Below are 17,911 nucleotides of genomic sequence, written 5' to 3'. Positions count from 1 at the left end.
TACCCTCATCCGGTGCGGTTGGTCATTGCGAAGTGCTCGGTGGATTACGTCGGACGGCTCTCGGCCCACCTGCCGCCGGCCACCCGGTTGCTGATGGTGAAGGCGGACGGGTCGGTGTCGATCCATGCCGACGACCGGGCGTACAAGCCGTTGAACTGGATGAGCCCGCCCTGTCGGCTGGAGGAGGCTCCCGGCGTCTGGCGGGTCGTCAACAAGGCCGGCGAGGAGCTGCGGATCACCCTGGAGGAGGTCTTCCAGGACACCTCGTACGAGCTGGGCGTCGATCCGGGGCTGCGCAAGGACGGCGTGGAGGCGCACCTGCAGGAGTTGCTGGCGGCCAACCCGGAGACCCTCGGTACGGGATTCACGCTGGTACGTCGGGAGTACATGACGGCCATCGGCCCGGTCGACCTGCTCTGCCGCGACGGCAACTCCGGCGCGGTCGCGGTGGAGGTGAAGCGGCGCGGCGACATCGACGGCGTGGAGCAGCTCACCCGCTACCTGGAACTGATGAACCGCGACCCGCTGCTCGCCCCGGTCGCCGGTGTCTTCGCCGCGCAGGAGATCAAGCCGCAGGCCCGGGTCCTGGCCCGGGACCGGGGCATCCGCTGCGTGGTCGTGAACTACGACAGGCTGCGTGGCATCGAGCGCGACGAGCTCACCCTCTTCTGACGCCGGTGCCGCCGGCTGTCACGGCGGAGGGGTGTCGCCGGCTGTCACGGCGGTGGGCCCGGCGGTCCGTCCGCGCGGACGGCGATCAGCGACTTGGGCAGGCCGGCCGCCCGCTCGACGAGGATGTGCGAGTCGGGGAAGTAGTGCCGCATCTGCGAGCGGTCGAGCAGCTCCGTCCAGAGCACCTGGTGGATGGCAGCCTCATGGGTGCGGGTCGGCTTGTGCCCGAGCGGCCAGCGGCGGGCGAACGCGGTGCGCAGCCGTACCGGAAGGAACTGCATGCCCGGCGCGATCCAGTGCGGCTCGATGGGAAAGTAGCGGTAGGGCGTCTGCACCCAGTGCCGGTCGCCGAGTTTGCGTACGGCGTCGGCGAAGCGCAGCCGCCGCTCGTGCCCGCCGACGTGCTCCAGCACCGAGTTGGAGAAGACCAGGTCGTAGCGGCGCGCGGTGATCCGGGCCGGCAGGTCGCAGGCGTCGGCCCGGTCGACCTCCGCCCACTCCGGGACGTCCGTGGGCGGTCGCTCCAGGTTGACCACGTGTACGCGCGCCGGCCGCACCTCCGCGCGGCGCCAGGTGCCGAGCCGGCCGCCCAGGTCGATGACGTGCATCTTCTCCAGGTCGGGGAAGGTCCGGGCCAGCCACTCCGCACGGCGGCGCCGGTGGCGGGCGCTCCACGACTGGTCGCTGTCGATGAGGTGGAAGCGCAATCGATGGGGGCGCATCTAACGAAATGTACTGCGCGCACCATGTTGGACACACGCCCGGACGTTCATGATCGGCTATCCGACAGTCACCTGCCGTACATGACCTTGATGGCCTTCACGAGTCGGGCGACGTCGGCCGGCGTCCGCTCGAAGGTCGTCGAGGGCAGCAGCGACGGGGCCCGTCGCCGGGTGATTGCCTTGGCGCGGCTGAACTCGCGCAGCCCGTCCTCGCCGTGGATGCGTCCGAAGCCGGAGTCGCCGACACCACCGAAGGGCAGGGTGGACATCCCGGCGAAGGTCAGCGCCGAGTTCACCGACGCCATGCCCGAGCGCAGTTGCCGCGCGATCGCCACCGCGCGCCGACGGCCGAAGACCGAGCCCCCCAGGCCGTACGACAGGGCGTTGGCCCGGGCGACCGCCTCGTCGGCGTCGCGGACCCGGTTGATGGTCAGGGTCGGGCCGAACGTCTCCTCGCGTACGGCGGCGGAGTCCTCCGGCACGTCCACGAGCACGGTCGGCCGCACGTACGGCGGCTGTACGGCGTCCGCACCGCCGAGGACCGCCCGCCCGCCCCGGGCCAGCGCGTCGTCGATGTGCCGGCGGATCACGTCGATCTGGCTCGGCATGGTGATCGGGCCGATGTCGGCGTCGTGGGCGCCGACCGTCAACCGGCCGGCCCGCTCGACCACCTTGCCGACGAAGGCGTCGAAGACCGGCGCGACGGCGTAGACCCGTTCGATGCCGATGCAGGTCTGCCCGGCGTTGGTCAACGCCCCCCAGACGCAGGCCTCGGCTGCGGCGTCCAGGTCGGCGTCGGCGTCGACGATCATGACGTCCTTGCCGCCCGCCTCCAGCAGCACCGGCGTCAGCGACTCGGCGCACTCCGCCATCACCTTGCGTGCGGTCGCCGACGAACCGGTGAAGGCCACCTTGTCCACTCCGGAGCGGCAGAGCGCCGCCCCGACGTCGCCGAGCCCGTGCGTCGCGGTGAACACCGGCCGCTCCGGCACCACCTCGGCGAACGTGTCGACCAGCCACTGCCCGACGGCGGGGGTGTATTCGCTGGGCTTCAGCACCACCGTGTTCCCCGCCGCCAGCGCGTACCCGGCGGAACCGATCGGGGTGAAGACGGGATAGTTCCACGGCCCGATCACGCCGACGACGCCGTACGGCTGGTATTCGAGGTGGGCGGAGAACTCGGCCAGGATGAGCCGGGAGCGGACCCGGCGGGGCCCCAGCACGCGGCGGGCGTTGCGGGCCGCCCAGTCGACGTGCTCGATGGCGGTGACGACCTCGACGACGGCGTCGGCGACCGGCTTGCCGCCCTCGGCGTGCACCAGTTCGGCGATCTCCTCGATCCGCCGGGCCAGGAGGCCGCGCCAGCGCAGCAGGCGCTCCCGGCGCCCGCCGAAGCCGAGCCCGGCCCACCATCCGGCGGCCGTGCGGGCCCGTGCGACGGCGCGCCCGACGTCCTCGGCGGTGGCGACCGGCACGCGTCCGGCCTCCGCGCCCGTCGCCGGGCTCGTCGAGATCAGTAGCCCGCCCTCGATGACCGGAGCGCCCGGCACATTCACAGCCGTCATGACGGAAGTCTAGACCCGGGAGCTACTCGCCGGTAGGGCCGCGGTGTCGGCCGCCGTCTGCCTGACCGGTGATAATTCTGCCGCCGTGGCACACCCGATCTGCCGAGTCGAGGTGTCCGGCCGGTGCGCGGAGTTGACCATGTGGCGGTGGAGGGCGACTACCGTGTGATGGCAAGCTGACGCACGGGGTAACCATGCGGGGAGGCTTACTGTCCATGGAGGAACATCCGGAACTGAGGCCGTTGTTGACGGTGGCCGGTGGGTCGATGCGAGGGCTGAGCTTTCGGGTCGGTCCCGCGCGGCAGGTCATCGGGCGTGGGGTGACCGCCGACATCGCGCTGCACGACGCCCACCTGAGTCGCCGGCACGCCGAGATCTGGTTGACGGGGGACGGGGCCGCCGTGGCGGACCTGGGCTCCACCAACGGCACCTGGTTGAACGACCGGCGGATCACCGGCGTGGAGCGGCTGACCGACGGGGACGTGGTCCGACTCGGCCGCACCGAGTTGCGGGTCTACGACCCGGGCATGGCGCGGACCGATCCTGTCGGGTTCAGCTTCGGCGAGCCGCGCCGGGACCGCCGTCCGACCCTGCCGCTGCCGATCGCCGCCCCGGCCGACACGGGCGCCGACCCGCCGGCGCCGGCGGCGCTGGCCATCCAGTCCTGACCCCGCCGGCAGACCGCCCGCCCGGCTGACCGGTCCGCCCTCCCGCTGACCGGACCGCCCGGCCGGCAGCCGAACGGGCGCCGGGACGCCACAGCACCCGCGGCAGCCGTGCGCGGTCGCGGCGGGCTCGTGAAATTTCCCACGGCGCCTCGACAACGCAGCGTCACGTGGCAGACTCGCGCGCATAGGCTTAGTGGTCGTTAACGCGGCCTCGCGGAGTATTGGGGAGGCAGGTCGTGGCGCGCGATTTCACCAGCGTTGGCGTTGTGGGTCTGGGCACCATGGGCGCCGGCATCGTCGAGGTGTTCGCGCGCAACGGGGTCGACGTCGTCGCGGTCGAGGTCTCGGCGGGCGCGCTGGAACGCGGCCGGGCCATCCTCACCGCGTCGGTGGACCGGGCCGTGGCCAGGGGCAAGCTCGCCGACACGGAGCGGGACGCCCTGCTGGGCCGCGTACGGTTCGAGGTCGGGCTGGACGCGCTGCACTCGGTGGACCTGGCCATCGAGGCGGTGCCGGAGCACCTGGACCTGAAGCAGCGGATCTTCGCCGAACTGGACCGGGTCTGCCGCCCCGAGGCGGTCCTGGCCACCAACACCTCGTCGCTGAGCGTCACGGAGATCTCCGTCGCCACCAGCCGGCCCCACCAGGTGATCGGCATCCACTTCTTCAACCCGGCCCCGGTCATGAAGCTGGTCGAGGTGGTCCGGACGGTGGTCACCTCCGCCGACGTGGTGGCCGACGTGGAGGCGCTCTGCTCCCGACTCGGCAAGGTCGACGTCACCATCAGCGACCGCGCCGGCTTCATCGCCAACGCGCTGCTCTTCGGTTACCTCAACCACGCCGTCGGCATGTTCGAGGCGCACTACGCCACCCGCGAGGACATCGACGCCGCCATGAAGCTCGGCTGCGGCCTGCCGATGGGCCCGCTGGCGCTGATGGACCTGATCGGCCTGGACACCGCGTACGAGATCCTGGACACCATGTACCGGCGCGGCGGGCGCGACCGCCGGCACGCCCCGGTGCCGCTGATCAAGCAGATGGTCACCGCCGGGCTGCTCGGGCGTAAGTCCGGTCGGGGCTTCTACACCTACGAGCGGCCGGGCTCCCCGGTCGTCGTACCCGACGAGCGTACGCCGGTGGCGACGCAGGCCGCGGTCGGCGACGGCGCCCGCGCCACCGCCAAGATCGGTATCGTCGGATCCGGGACGATGGCCACCGGCATCATCGAGGTCTTCGCGAAGGCCGGCTACGAGGTCGTCTCGGTGACCCGGGGCGCGGAGAAGTCGGCCAGGGTCTTCGAGGCGGTCAGGACCTCGCTCAACAAGGGCGTGGTGCGCGGCAAGCTCAGCGAGGCCGACCGGGACGCCGCACTCGGCCGGATCAACTGGTCCGCCACCCTGGAACACCTCGCCGACGTCGACCTCGTCGTCGAGGCGGTGGTCGAGGAGCTGAGCGTCAAGAAGGCCCTCTTCGCCAGCCTCGACGAGATCTGCAAGCCGGGCGTCGTGCTCGCCACCACCACCTCCTCGCTGCCGGTGATCGACGTGGCGATGGCCACCCAGCGGCCCGCCGACGTGATCGGGCTGCACTTCTTCAACCCGGCGCCGGTCATGCCGCTGGTCGAGGTCGTGGAGACCATCCGCACCTCGGCGGAGACCACCGCCACCGCCCGCGCGGTCTGCGCCGCACTGGGCAAGACGGGTGTGGTCTGCGGCGACCGGTCCGGCTTCATCGTCAACGCGCTGCTCTTCCCGTACCTCAACGACGCGGTGAAGATGCTGGAGGCGAGCTACTCCACCGCCGACGACATCGACCACGCGATGAAGCTGGGCTGCGGCTACCCGATGGGCCCGTTCGAGCTGCTCGACGTGGTCGGCCTGGACGTCTCCCTGGCCATCCAGCGCGAGCTCTACCTGGAGCTGCGCGAGCCGGGCTTCGCACCCGCGCCGCTGCTCGAACACCTCGTCACGGCCGGCTACCTGGGCCGCAAGAGCGGCCGGGGATTCCGCGACCACACCCGTCGCTGAACGGGTCAACACCTGGGGCCGGTGACGGCGTCTGAGTGGTGTGACCTTCGAGGAGTACGTCAGCAGCCGAGGCCCCGCCCTGATGCGGCTGGCCCGGCTGCTGACGGGGGACGAGCACCGGGCCGAGGACCTCACCCAGGACGTGCTGGGCCGCGCGTACGTGCACTGGCGGAGGATCGCCAGGGTGGACCGGCCGGACGTGTACGTGCGCCGGATGCTGGTCAACGCCAACAACTCCTGGTGGCGCCGGCGATCGAACCGGGAACTGGCCACCGCCGACTTCGCGGAACGGCCGCAGCACGGCGACCTCGGCGGCGAGACGGCCGACCGGGACGCCATGTGGCGGCTCATCCTCGGGCTGCCGGACCGCCAGCGGGCGGTGCTCGTGCTGCGCTACTACGAGGACCTCGACGACGCGACAATCGCCCAGATCCTCGGCTGCTCGCCGGTCACCGTCCGCACCCACGCAATGCGGGCGCTCACAAATCTCCGGGAGCGCTGCGGCGTCCCGACGACCAACGGGAGCCGACCGTGACCGACCTCGACCAGCGGATCGTACGGGCACTGCGGGAGCGCGCCGAGGGAACGGTCGACACGGACCGGCTCACCGCGCGGGCGGTGGCCCGGGGGCGTGCCCGCCGCCGCCGACGCCGCATCGGCGCGGGCAGCGCGTTGGGGATGGTGGCCCTGCTCGGATTCGCCGGCGCCGGTGCTCTCGGGCCCGTGCCCGGACCACGGTGGCCGGGCGCCGAGCCGCCGGTCGCCGTTGCCGCGCCGGCCCGGGTGCACGGGGTACCCGGCGCCGCCGCCCAGCCCGACCTTGTCGGCAGCGACCCGCATCTGCTGCACTTCACCGTGGACCCGGCCCGGGCCCGCTGGCTCACCTGGCAGTCCGTCGCCGGGGCGGAGGGCGCCCGCCTCGATCTCGGCGGTGGCCGGCAGGTCGCGTTCGACATTGCCCGGACAGCCGCGGCGGTGGAGGACATGCGCCACGAGGGGATGACCTACCCGGCCGCGCCGGCGGGCGCCGACGCCTTCGACGGCCAGGTGCGGCGGGTGCCCTCGCCCGGGCCCGGCGCGCAGCCCGGATGGTTCCTGCGCTGGCAGCCGGTCCCGGGGCTCTACGCCCGGATCTACACGGTGGCCGACGACGGTGCGGTGCTGCGGACGGCACGGTCGGCGCTGCGCCTCGACGCGGTGCACCGGTGCGCGTCCCCGCTGCGGCTGGGCGAGCTGCCGCCGGACGCCTGGCTCGCCGGCTGTGCGGTGAACGCGATCGGCTTCCCGGATTCGCTCGATGTCCTGCTGCGCGTCAACCGACCCGGGGAGCGCTGGATGCAGGTGCGGTTGCAGCACCACCGTGAGATAGCCGGCAGCCGAGACAAGGGAAACCGGACGATCGGCGACCGGGCGGCCTACCTCTACCCGAAGGGGGACGAGCTGGAGCTGCTCGGCTTCCCGAAGGCGCACCTGACGGCCCGCTTCGGCTGGCCGAGCCGGGGCTTCACCGAGGCGGACGCCGCCGTCGTGCTGGGCGGGGCGCAGGTCGCCCCGGACCTCACCGACCCACGGACCTGGGACTGACCGGAGCCGGGGGCCGGCCCGCCCGCCCCGGGCCGCCCCCGCCGACGGCCCGTACGCTTGGCAAGCGTGAGCCCTCGTCGCAACCGACCCCGCCGCGATGACGCCGCGCACCTCGACTCCGACCGGGCCCGCCAGGGGGTCGCCTCGGTGCAGCAGTGGCGCGACGGCGACTGGCAGGTACGCGGGATCAGCGGGGGCGCGTCCACCAAGACGTACCGTTGCCCCGGCTGCGACCAGGAGATCCGGCCCGGGGTGGCGCACCTGGTGGCGTGGCCGGCGGACGGGCGTGGCGACCTGACCGACCGGCGGCACTGGCACAGCGGATGCTGGCGGGCCCGGGACCGGCGCGGGCCGGCCACCCAGCGAGGGCGGGGCGCACCCCGCTACGGCTGAGCGATCTGGATCACGCTGTTTCCGCCCCGTCCGGCGATTCCCGCCCGCACGGGCGAGACTGGTGGGGTGAGCACACCGATCCGCGCGTCCTCCATCCTGCCCGGCCACCGCGAGGACATCGAACTGCACACCGCGGACGGTCTGCGGCTGGTCGGGGAGCTGTCCCGGCCGCTGGAACGCGCGCCGGTCGCCACCCTGGTCTGCCTGCACCCGCTGCCGACGCACGGCGGGATGATGGACAGCCACGTGTTCCGTAAGGCGGCATGGCGGCTGCCGGCCCTGGCCGACGTGGCGGTCCTCCGCTTCAACACCCGGGGGACCAGCAGCCTGCGCGGCACCAGCGAGGGGGCCTTCGACAATGCCGTCGGCGAGCGCTTCGACGTCGCCGCCGCCATCGAGTACGCCGAGTTCGCCGAGTTGCCGGACGTCTGGTTGCTCGGGTGGTCGTTCGGCACGGACCTGGCCCTCAAGTACGGCTGCGACCCGTCCGTCGTCGGGGCGGTCCTGCTCTCCCCGCCGCTGCGCTACTCCGCCCCGGCGGACCTTGAGCACTGGGCGGAATCCGGCAAACCGCTCACCGCGCTGGTGCCCGAGTTCGACGACTACCTGCGCCCCGACGAGGCCCGCGAGCGTTTCTCGGCGGTCCCGCAGGCCGAGGTCGTCGGGGTGCCCGGCGCCAAGCACCTCTGGGTCGGCGACGCCGAGACGGTGCTGGACGAGGTGGCCCGCCGGGTCAACCCGGCCGCCACCGTACCGCTGCCGAGGACCTGGGACGGCCCGATGGAGACCGGCGACGTCAGCGCGTACGCGGACCGCACGGTGGCCTCCTTCGCGGACCGCCCGGTGCCCGGTCCGCCCGCCGGTGAGGCCGGCTGACCGCCCTCGCCCCGCCGCCCGGTCCGGGCGCCGTGCCGCCCTGCCTGGTCCCGTCTCGGTCTGCCCGGCACGGTCAGCGGGACTCCTGCCGGGGTAGCACGACCTCCCGGAGGATGAGCTGGAGCGCGGCCACCGCCGGGATCGCGATCAGCGCGCCCACCACACCCAGCAGGGACACCCCGAGCAGCGCGGCGACCAGGGCGGCCACCTCGTTCACCGACACCGAGCGGCGCATGATCTTGGGGTAGATCAGGTAGTTCTCCACCTGCTGGTAGATCAGGAAGAACACCGCGCAGGCGATACCGACCGGCAGATCCGTGGCGAAACCGACCAGGCTGACGATCACCGCCCCCAGGGTCGCGCCGATCTGCGGGATCAGATCCGTCACCGCGACCACCACGGCCAGCGCGAACGGGTACGGCAGCCCGACGACCAGCGCGAAGACGTACGTGGAAACCCCGGCCAACACCGCGATGGTGAGCGCCCCCACCATGTACGCGCCCACCTTGGTCAGGATCTCGTCCCCGATGAGCCGCACCCGCTCCCGACGGGATCGGGGCACCAGCGAGTAACCCAGCTCGCGGAGCCGGTTGAAGTAGGCCAGGAAATAGATGGTCAGCACCAGCACGGTCAGCCCCCGGAAGACCGTGCCGAAGACCAACTGGGCGCCGCCGAGCACCCCGCCGAGGGCCTGACCGACCGTGTCGGCGTTCACCGCGTTCTGCAGCCGCTGCATCAGGTCGTAGCGTTCCACGAGGTCGTTGACCGCCTCGTTGCGGCGCAACGCCTCCAGGTAGCTCGGCAGTTGGTCGACGAACTGCCCGCTCTGGGTCACGATCGGCGGCACCAGGGCGAACGCGCCACCGCAGAGAAGCAGCACGACGGTCAGCGCGACCACCGCCACGGCCAGCCCGTGCGGCAGCCCCCAGGACCGCAACCGGACGACGGCGGGGTGCAGACCGACGGCGAGGAAGAGCGCGATGACCAGCAGGACCAGTATCCCGGCCGCGTTGCGCAGGCCCAGATAGAGGGCGTACGCCAGCAGCACCCCCGCCGCACCGGTGAAGCCGACCAGGAAGTTGCTGCGCCTGAGCGGGCGCCCCGGCGTACCGAACCGGCTCGACCCGTTCGTCTCGGACGATCCGGGCGACGGCCCGTCCTCGCCCGTCGTGGCCGGCGCCCGGGAGACCACTTCGGCCCGCTTCCGCCCCGGCCCGGTGGCATGCACCGCGCCGGTGCTGTCCGCGCTGCCGGTGGTGTGCTCCGCGCCGGTGCTGTCCGGGTCGGCGCCGTCGCCGGGGCCAGCGGTGCGTTTCGGGTCCGGCTCGTCCGGCCCTGCGGGCTCCCTGCCACCACTCCGCGCCGTCGGTCCGTCTTCTGTCATCGGACCTCCCTGGTCGACTCCAGAGGGCGGCCGGCTCGCAGACCCCCTCGCGGGCTCCGCCGGAGCGTATGCCGCAGACTCGGCTCAATTCGCCCAGCGTGGTCGTGCCTGCCGCACCGGCTGCTGCCCGCCGCACCGCCCGAGCGGCCGAGCGCCTGTGGGCCCACCCGGTCGCATCGGCCCCCGCGGTCGCCGCGCCGGAGGTCGGAAGCAACCTCGCTACCGCCCCCGTCGCCGGCCTCGCCGCTGACCCCGTCGCCGGCCTCGCCGCCCCGGGGCTTTCGGCCGGATCGAACCGTGCCGACGACTCCCGTAACCCCGACTCCGAGATCTTGGCACGAAACGGCCCTCAGAGGGGCCATACCCTTCCAAGATCCCTGCCTGCGCCTGCGCCTGCTGCCTACCGCCTGCTGCCTGCGACTGCCGTCAACGGGGGCGGGGCGGGGCCGGGGGGCCTCGCTTGTCGTGGTGCGGACGGAGGGCGGTCAGTCCTTCTCGACGACGACCTTGCTCGGCTTGGCGCTGCGCTCGTCGGTGGTCGGCTTCGCCGGGCGCTTGCTGTTCTCCCCGGTGCTGGTGATCTTCGTCGGAGTGACGTCCCGACCGCCCTCGCCGGGAACTGCCGCCACGGTCGGTTTCCCGTCCACGCCGGCGCTGGCCGTTCCGCCGTCGACGGTGGTCACGCTCGCGACCTTGCCGTCGTTCGGCTGCCCGGCGTCGGCCGGCTCGATCCGGCCCTTGGCCGGCTGTCCGGCGTCAGCCGGTTCCACCTTGTCGGCGGCGGGCTTCCCGCCCGAGGCAGAGCCGCCCGCCGTGGCGCCCTTCCCCGCACCGGCCGCGACAGTGCCAGCGGCGACAGTGCCAGCGGCGACAGTGCCAGCGGCGACAGTGCCAGCGGCGACAGTGCCAGCGGCGACAGTGCCAGCCGTGCCCGTGCCCGTGCCAGCCGTGCCCGTGCCAGCCGTGCCCAGGTCGGCAGGGGTCCCGTCCGCGTCGGCACGGGGCCGACCGCCGTTCGCCATGGCCGGCGTCGGCTTGCCGCCCGCCACCACCGGGGCCGCCGCGACGGTGCCGCTCAGCCGGTCGGCCGCGGCGTCACCGTCGGAGCCGGTCGGTCGGTCGGTCACGTCGAGCGGGCCCAGCCGCAGCTCCGCCATCTTGCGCTGGAGTTCGTCGGATTCCTGCCGGGACTTCCAGGTCTCCTGCCGCAGGTCGGCGAGCTGCTGCTGGGCCTGGGCGATCTCCAGCATGACCTGGGCGAGCTGCTGGCGGCCGGCTGCGGCCTCCTGCTGCGTGGCGGCGAGGTGCTGCTGGGTGGTGGCGAGGTGCTGCTGCGTCGTGGCCGCGTACTCCTCGAACTGCCGGCGCGACGTGGCCACGTGCTCGTCGGCCTTGCGGCGCTTGTCACCGGCCTCGGACTCGGCCCGGTCGAGCAGCGCCGCGGTCTCCTCCTCGGCCTGCCGGCGCATCGCCAGCGCGTCCCGCTCGGCGGCCTGGCGGATGGCGGCGGCGTTCTGCTCGATCTCGTTCTTGCGGGCCGTGTATTCCGCTTCCAGCGTCGCGCGGCGGGACTCGAACCCGGACTCCAGCTCGTCGTGCCGGTCCTTGTGCTGCTTCTCCAGCTCGGCGAGGCGGGTCTTGTACTGCTGGTCCAACTCGTCGCGGCGCTGGGTGAACTCCTGTTCGGCCGCCGCGCGGCGCTGGGTCAGCTCACGGTCCGCGGCCTCGCGCCGGTTGTTGACCTCCTGCTCCACCCCGGCCCGCCAGGTGCCCAGCTCCTGCTGCGTCTGGGACCGGGCGTGCTGCACGTACGCCTCGGTCTCGCTGCGCATCCGCTGCACGTACGCCTCGGTCTCGGCGCGGCCACGCTTGGCCGCCTCGGCCGTCTGGGTGGTGAGCCGTTCCGCCTCCTGGCGCGCCTTCTCCCGGGTGGCCCGGCCAGCGGTGGAGGCGTCGTCGATGATCTGCTTGGCGTCGCGCTGCGCCTTGGCGTGGGTGGCCCGGCCCGCCTCGGTGGCCTGGTCGACCAGGCGCTTGGCCTCCTGCTGGGCGCCGGCGTGCACCTCCTTGGCCGCCTCGCGGAGCTGGGTGGCCTCCTGCTGGGCCTTGGCGTGCACCTCCTTGGCGGCCTCGCGCAGCTTGGTTGCCTCCTGCTGGGCCCGGTGGTGGATCTCCTTGGCCGTGTCCCGGAGCTGGGTGGCCTCCTGCTGGGCCTTCGCCAGCGCCTCCTGGGCGGCCTTGCGAAGCCGGGCGGCCTCGTCGTTGGCGGTCCTGACCGCCGCGTCGGCCTCGGCCCTGCGGGCGGCGGTGTGCCGTTCCGCCTCGGTCCGGCGGGCGGCCAGCGCGATCTCGAAGTCCTTGAGGGCCGTGGCGGCCTGCGTGCGGGCCTCCTCGACGATGTTCTCCGCAGCGGCCCGGCGCGTCTCGATCTCGTCGTTGGCGGACACCAGGATCGCGTCGGCCTGCTCCTCGGCGAGGGTGAGGATCTGCTCCACCCGCGGGCCGAGGTGCCGGTAGGAGACGGTATCCAGGGCCCCGGAGGACTTGCGTGCCTGGGCGAGGTCCCGCTGGAGCACCTCGACCTGACCGGCCAGCTTGTGGATCTGTGTGTAGGCCTGTTCACGCTCGGCCGCCAGGGCCGCGATCTCGTGCTCCGCGCGAGCGACGTATCGGTCGACCTGTCGTTTCTCGTACCCCCGCAGAGCGGACTCGAAGCTGGGCTCCGTCGTCACGTCCCCGCCGAGAGCGAACAGTTCCTCGCCGTGCGACATACCCCCATCCTCACACGCAACCAGCCCGGCTGGGGCGATAAGGAAGCCCCGGATAGGACCTACTTCACTACTGACATGCCCGGGCAATTCGCTTGGCGGGAAAACGCATACGGCGCGGGGCGCACCGGTCACCCGGTGTCACCCCACGCCGCGCGTCATGCCCCGCTCGGGTGGATCAGTTGGCGGTCTCCGCGCTCACCCGCTCGCCGGCGCCGTCGGCCTTCTTCGCCTCCGGCTTGGCCTGCGCGGCCGGGGGCGCGGCGGGCACGCCCGGCACGATGCCGGCGAGACCGGAGAGCATCTGGCCGAGCTGCGAGGTGACGGCGTCCTTCTGCCGGGTGAGGTCCTCGACCTCGCGGCGGGCCGCCTGGGTGGTCAGCTCGGACTCGGTGCGCGCCTCGGTGAGCAGGCGGGTCGCCTCGGCCTTCGCCTCGGTCAGCGTCTTGTCGGCCAGCGCCTTGGCCCTGTCGACCGTCTCGTTGGCGGTGCGCTCCGACTCGACCCGGCGGGCCTCGGCCCGCTGCTCGATCTCCCTGGCCCGCTCCTGCGCCGCGTGGGCCCGCTGCTCGGCCTCGCCGACCAGCTTCTGGGTCTGGGCGACCTGCGTGGCGTGCCGCTCGGACTCCTCGCGCTCGGCCTTCTCCCGACGCTCCGCGAGCTGGAGATCCAGGGCCTGGAGGTCCTTGTCGCGCTTGTCCCGGGCGTCGGTGAGCAGCTTGGTGGCCTCGGCGCGCTTCTCCTCGGCCTCGCGGGCGGCCTTCGCCCGCTGCTGGGTGATCTCCCGCTCGGCGGTGGCCCGCATGGTGGAGACCTCGCGCTCGACGGTCGACTTCAGCTCGGCCACCTCGTGGGCGGTGACCGTACGCAGCTGCTTGGTCTCCCGGTCAGCGTCGGCGCGCAGCGTGTCGGCCTCGCGCCGGGCCTGGACGCGGACCTCGGCGGCCTCCCGCTCGGCGGCGGTGCGAACGCTGCCGGCCTCCCGCTCGGCGTTCGCCTTCATCGCCGCCGCCTCGGCGCGCGCCTTGTCGGTGATCTCACGCGCCTCGAGGCGGGCTGCGGAGAGGATGCCCTCCGACTCCCGCTTGGCCTCGTTGCGGTGGTCGTTGGCCTGCTCCTCGGCCAGCCGGAGGATCTGCTCGACCCGCGTGCCGAGGCCGGAGAGGGTGGGCCGGCTGTTCTCCTCGAGCTGCTTGTTGGTGTCGGCGAGCTTCTGCTCCAGCGCGCTCATGCGCTGCTCGGCCTGGCGGAGCCGCCGCTGGGCGTCATTCATCCGCTGCTCGGCCTCGGCGCGGGCCTGCTCGGACTGGGTCAGCGCGGCCGTCATCCGGCCGATGAAGTCATCGACCTGATGGGTGTTGTAGCCGCGCAGGCCAACGGTGAAATCGGGCTGCGAGTTCGCGTTATCGAAGAACGCAAGAGGGGAGGACTGCTGGGGCATTGGGACATACTCGCAGACCCCCCAGGGTGCTTCGCAAGAGCGGTCCCGAGCTTTCGTGTCCTCTTTACATGGTCAACTGCTGATCGGCCGATCGCCGGACGGATCGCCGATCTTGGCAGGTCCCGGGCGGGTCGGACGGCACGGAGAGTGACATCGAAAAAGGGCCGCGGGGGTGCCCGCGGCCCTTTGTCCGTCGACGGACCGGGGTCACTCGAATGAGCGGACCGCCGCTGCGGCGGAAACGCAATCGCCGTTCACCGCAATGGTCTACTTTGTGTCATCCACCGGGGTCAGTGGCCGCGGAACCGGTCGATCGCGTGTTCGTGCCGCGAGCGCAGCTCGTGGTCGCGTACGCCGAGGCCGTCGGACGGGGCTAGGCAGCGGACGCCCACCTTGCCCTGGTGGGCGTTGCGGTGCACCTCGTACGCGGCCTGGCCGGTCTGCTCCAGCGGGTAGGTCCTGGACACGGTGGGGTGGATCCGGCCCAGCGCCACCAGCCGGTTGGCCTCCCACGCCTCGCGGTAGTTGGCGAAGTGGCTGCCGATGATCCGCTTGAGGTGCATCCAGAGGTAGCGGTTGTCGTACTGGTGCAGGAAGCCGCTGGTGGAGGCGCAGGTGACGACGGTGCCGCCGCGCTTGGCCACGTAGACGCTCGCGCCGAAGGTCTCCCGGCCGGGGTGCTCGAAGACGATGTCCGGGTCCTCGCCGCCGGTCAGTTCCCGGATCCGCTCACCGAAGCGCCGCCACTCGTCCGGGTCCTGGGTGTGTTCGTCACGCCAGAAGCGGTAGCCCTCCCCGGTGGCCTCGGAGCGGTCGATGACCAGCTCGGCACCCATCCGTCGGCACAGCTCCGCCTTCTCGGGGGAGGAGACCACGCAGACCGGGATCGCCCCGCCGTTGAGTGCGAGCTGGGTGGCGTAGCCGCCCAGGCCGCCCGACGCGCCCCAGATCAGCACCACGTCGCCCTGCTTCATGTTGGCCCCGTGGTGCGACACCAACTGCCGGTACGCCGTCGAGTTGACCAGCCCGGGGCTGGCCGCCTCCTCCCAGCTCAGGTGGCCCGGCTTGGGCATCAGCTGGTTGGCCTTGACGACGGCCAGTTCGGCCAGGCCGCCGAAGTTGGTCTCGAAGCCCCAGATCCGCTGCTGCGGGTCGAGCATGGTGTCGTCGTGCCCGGCCGCGTCCTCCAGCTCCACGGAGAGGCAGTGCGCGACCACCTCGTCGCCGGGGGACCACCGGGTGACGCCGGGCCCGGTGCGCAGGACCACGCCCGCCGCGTCCGAGCCCACCACGTGGTACGGCAGGTCGTGCCGGCGGGTCAGCTCCGAGAGCCGGCCGTAGCGCCGCAGGAACGTGAAGGTCGCCATCGGCTCGAAGATGCTGGTCCAGACCGTGTTGTAGTTGATGGCGCTGGCCATCACGGCGACCAGTGCCTCCCCTGGGCCCAGCTCCGGCGTCGGCACCTCCTGCACGTGCAGCGCCTTGCGCGGGTCCCGGTCCCGGGTGGCGAGGCCGTCGAACATCCGGGCCTCGTCGGCGCGCACCACGACGCCGCGGTAGGACCCGGGCACCGGCAGGCCGGCGATCGCGGCGAGTTCCCGTTCCGGTCGGTCGGATCCCTCCGCCGCCATGATCGCTTCGAGGATGTCCTGCACGTCGGCCTCCCGTTCGTCCGCACCCGGCGCGAGCAGGCCTGGTGCTGCCATCGTCGGCGCCGGTGCGGCCCGTTCGCCGGGTGGGCATCCGACCCGTCCGGCACCGGCCGCGCTCCTGTGGGGCGGGACGTTACTGAACGGTAGTTATGGCGGGAAGCCTTCTGTGAAAAACTACATTGGCCGATGCGTGGAGGTGTCCGGGCGACGCCCGAACCACGCAGCCCCGCGCTTCGGGCGGCAGTGGGGCCGCCGGCCCCCGCCCGGGTGGCGGCGGCCGGCGGCGCAGGTCAGCGCGCGACGGGCCGTGCCGTCGCGTGGCCGGCCGGCCGGCGGGCGGGTGGGTGCCGGGCCGGGTCGGTCAGTGCGCGGCGGGCTCGACCAGCTCGACGAGCACCCCGCCGGCGTCCTTCGGGTGCACGAAGTTGACCCTCGAGTTGGCCGTGCCCCGCCTGGGGGTCTCGTAGAGCAGGCGCATACCCCGCTCGCGCAGCTTCGCGCAGGCGACGTCGAGGTCCGCCACGGTGTACGCCACCTGCTGCACGCCCGGGCCCTGACGGTCCAGGAACTTGGCGATGGTCGACTCCGGGGTCAGCGGGGCGAGCAGTTGCACGCACCCGCCCTCGGCGGTCGGGCCCACGGCCAGCATCGCCTCGCGTACGCCCTGCTCGGTGTTCACCTCGGTGTGCACGCAGCGCATCCCGAAGGTGCGCTGGTAGAAGTCGATCGCGGCGTCCAGGTCGGCGACGGCGACCCCGACGTGGTCGATGCGGCGCAGGCCGATGTCTGTGACATAGTCGGCAGCGGTCTCGACGGGGGAGTTCTCAGCCATGGCGCTAGTCTGACCGAACAATCGTTAAGGCGTACAGGTCGGCACCCCTCGGAGGCAGGCATGGCTTCGGTGATCGTCAGCGGCGCGAGGACCCCGATGGGGCGCCTGCTGGGCAACCTCAAGGACCTCCCGGCGACCAGGCTCGGTGGCATCGCCATCAAGGCGGCGCTCGAGCGGGCGGGCGTCGCCCCCGAGCAGGTCCAGTATGTGATCATGGGCCAGGTGCTCCAGGCCGGCGCCGGGCAGATCCCCGCCCGGCAGGCGGCGGCCGAGGCGGGCATCCCGCTGTCCGTGCCGGCGCTGACGGTCAACAAGGTCTGCCTCTCCGGCCTGGACGCGATCGCCCTGGCCGACCAGCTCATCCGGGCCGGCGAGTTCGACATCGTCGTCGCCGGCGGCATGGAGTCCATGACCGGCGCCCCGCACCTGCTGCTCGGCCAGCGCGGCGGCTACAAGTACGGCGACGTGGTGGTCAAGGACCACATGGCGCTCGACGGGCTCACCGACGCCTGGGACAACTGCGCGATGGGGGAGTCCACCGAGCGGCACAACGAGCGGCACGGCATCACCCGCGAGGAACAGGACGCGTTCGCCGCGGCCAGCCACCAGCGGGCCGCCGCCGCGCAGAAGAACGGCCACTTCGCCGACGAGATCACCCCGGTGCTCATCCCGCAGCGCAAGGGCGACCCGCTGGTGATCAGCGAGGACGAGGGCATCCGCCCGGACACCACCGCCGAGTCGCTGGCGAAGCTGCGCCCCGCGTTCGCCAAGGACGGCACGATCACCGCCGGCAGCGCCTCGCCGATCTCCGACGGCGCCGCCGCGGTGGTCGTCATGAGCAAGGCCAAGGCCAAGGAGCTGGGGCTGACCTGGCTGGCGGAGATCGGCGCGCACGGCAACGTCGCGGGCCCGGACAACTCCCTGCACTCCCAGCCGTCCAACGCGATCCAGCACGCGCTCAAGAAGGGCGGGCTGGGCATCGAGGACCTGGACCTCATCGAGATCAACGAGGCGTTCGCCCAGGTCGGCATCCAGTCCATCCGTGACCTCGGGGTCAGCCCGGACCGGGTCAACGTCAACGGCGGGGCGATCGCGCTGGGCCACCCGATCGGCATGTCCGGCGCCCGGCTGGTGCTGACCCTCGCGTTGGAACTCAAGCGCCGGGGTGGCGGCACGGGCGCGGCGGCGCTCTGCGGCGGCGGTGGCCAGGGCGACGCCCTGATCATCCACGTTCCGGCCCCCGGCGAGAGCGGTCAGTGACCGCGAGCCGGCCGACCCCGTAGAGGCAGCACAGTGAGCGAGATCGTCGACGCCGTCCCGGCGGCGG

At 72.6% G+C, this 17,911-nt stretch carries 15 protein-coding genes; 8 read left to right on the top strand and 7 right to left on the bottom strand.

Going from position 1 to position 17,911, the window contains the following annotated elements:
* The first annotated feature begins 12 nt into the window (after window positions 1-12).
* On the top strand, window positions 13-672 hold the full coding sequence (gene nucS, locus ACQ452_RS23140; protein WP_433387273.1) for an endonuclease NucS: 660 nt from the start codon (window positions 13-15) through the stop codon (window positions 670-672).
* A gap of 44 nt (window positions 673-716) precedes the next feature.
* On the opposite strand, the gene ACQ452_RS23135 is transcribed toward nucS, so the two are convergent.
* Together ACQ452_RS23135 and ACQ452_RS23130 are read right to left on the bottom strand one after the other, a co-directional pair.
* Entirely contained in the window at window positions 717-1,394 is a 678-nt protein-coding gene (locus ACQ452_RS23135; RefSeq protein WP_433387271.1) for a methyltransferase domain-containing protein, read from the bottom strand.
* A 68-nt stretch (window positions 1,395-1,462) separates the two neighbouring features.
* Entirely contained in the window at window positions 1,463-2,959 is a 1,497-nt protein-coding gene (locus tag ACQ452_RS23130) for an aldehyde dehydrogenase family protein (RefSeq protein WP_433387270.1), read from the bottom strand.
* A gap of 215 nt (window positions 2,960-3,174) precedes the next feature.
* On the opposite strand from ACQ452_RS23130, the gene ACQ452_RS23125 reads away from it, so the two are divergent.
* The 6 genes from ACQ452_RS23125 to ACQ452_RS23100 all read left to right on the top strand — a co-directional run bounded on the left by ACQ452_RS23125 (window position 3,175) and on the right by ACQ452_RS23100 (window position 8,507).
* Window positions 3,175-3,627, top strand: a complete 453-nt coding sequence (locus tag ACQ452_RS23125; RefSeq protein WP_433387268.1) for an FHA domain-containing protein — start codon at window positions 3,175-3,177, stop codon at window positions 3,625-3,627.
* A gap of 236 nt (window positions 3,628-3,863) precedes the next feature.
* Complete coding sequence (locus tag ACQ452_RS23120; protein WP_433387266.1) at window positions 3,864-5,654, top strand: 3-hydroxyacyl-CoA dehydrogenase family protein; 1,791 nt, start codon at window positions 3,864-3,866, stop codon at window positions 5,652-5,654.
* A gap of 40 nt (window positions 5,655-5,694) precedes the next feature.
* A complete protein-coding gene (locus tag ACQ452_RS23115) occupies window positions 5,695-6,189 on the top strand; it encodes a SigE family RNA polymerase sigma factor (RefSeq protein ID WP_433387265.1) in 495 nt (164 codons plus the stop codon).
* On the top strand, window positions 6,186-7,238 hold the full coding sequence (locus tag ACQ452_RS23110) for a hypothetical protein (RefSeq protein WP_433387264.1): 1,053 nt from the start codon (window positions 6,186-6,188) through the stop codon (window positions 7,236-7,238). Before ACQ452_RS23115 ends, ACQ452_RS23110 begins: the two co-directional genes overlap by 4 nt.
* A 66-nt stretch (window positions 7,239-7,304) precedes the next feature.
* Entirely contained in the window at window positions 7,305-7,631 is a 327-nt protein-coding gene (locus ACQ452_RS23105; protein WP_433387262.1) for a hypothetical protein, read from the top strand.
* A gap of 66 nt (window positions 7,632-7,697) precedes the next feature.
* A complete protein-coding gene (locus ACQ452_RS23100; RefSeq protein WP_433387260.1) occupies window positions 7,698-8,507 on the top strand; it encodes an alpha/beta hydrolase in 810 nt (269 codons plus the stop codon).
* Window positions 8,508-8,580: 73 nt separating this feature from the next.
* On the opposite strand, the gene ACQ452_RS23095 is transcribed toward ACQ452_RS23100, so the two are convergent.
* From ACQ452_RS23095 to mce, 5 genes are all read right to left on the bottom strand, one after another.
* On the bottom strand, window positions 8,581-9,891 hold the full coding sequence (locus tag ACQ452_RS23095; RefSeq protein WP_433387258.1) for an AI-2E family transporter: 1,311 nt from the start codon (window positions 9,889-9,891) through the stop codon (window positions 8,581-8,583).
* A gap of 485 nt (window positions 9,892-10,376) precedes the next feature.
* A complete protein-coding gene (locus tag ACQ452_RS23090) occupies window positions 10,377-12,662 on the bottom strand; it encodes a hypothetical protein (protein ID WP_433387256.1) in 2,286 nt (761 codons plus the stop codon).
* 175 nt (window positions 12,663-12,837) lie between these two features.
* Complete coding sequence (locus tag ACQ452_RS23085; RefSeq protein WP_433387255.1) at window positions 12,838-14,100, bottom strand: cell division protein DivIVA; 1,263 nt, start codon at window positions 14,098-14,100, stop codon at window positions 12,838-12,840.
* A 290-nt stretch (window positions 14,101-14,390) separates the two neighbouring features.
* On the bottom strand, window positions 14,391-15,755 hold the full coding sequence (gene ccrA / locus ACQ452_RS23080) for a crotonyl-CoA carboxylase/reductase (RefSeq protein ID WP_433394358.1): 1,365 nt from the start codon (window positions 15,753-15,755) through the stop codon (window positions 14,391-14,393).
* A gap of 358 nt (window positions 15,756-16,113) precedes the next feature.
* Complete coding sequence (gene mce, locus ACQ452_RS23075) at window positions 16,114-16,584, bottom strand: methylmalonyl-CoA epimerase (RefSeq protein ID WP_433387254.1); 471 nt, start codon at window positions 16,582-16,584, stop codon at window positions 16,114-16,116.
* Between the two features lie 60 nt (window positions 16,585-16,644).
* Here mce and ACQ452_RS23070 point away from each other — a divergent pair, with 60 nt between their 5' ends.
* Entirely contained in the window at window positions 16,645-17,844 is a 1,200-nt protein-coding gene (locus ACQ452_RS23070) for an acetyl-CoA C-acetyltransferase (RefSeq protein ID WP_433387252.1), read from the top strand.
* Window positions 17,845-17,911: the final 67 nt, after the last annotated feature.

Origin of the sequence: Micromonospora sp. KLBMP9576, assembly GCF_050941805.1 — a bacterium.
Lineage (GTDB): Bacteria > Actinomycetota > Actinomycetes > Mycobacteriales > Micromonosporaceae > Micromonospora.
Note: the sequence above shows the minus strand (reverse complement) of the source record. Positions and strands in the feature narration are given on the sequence as shown.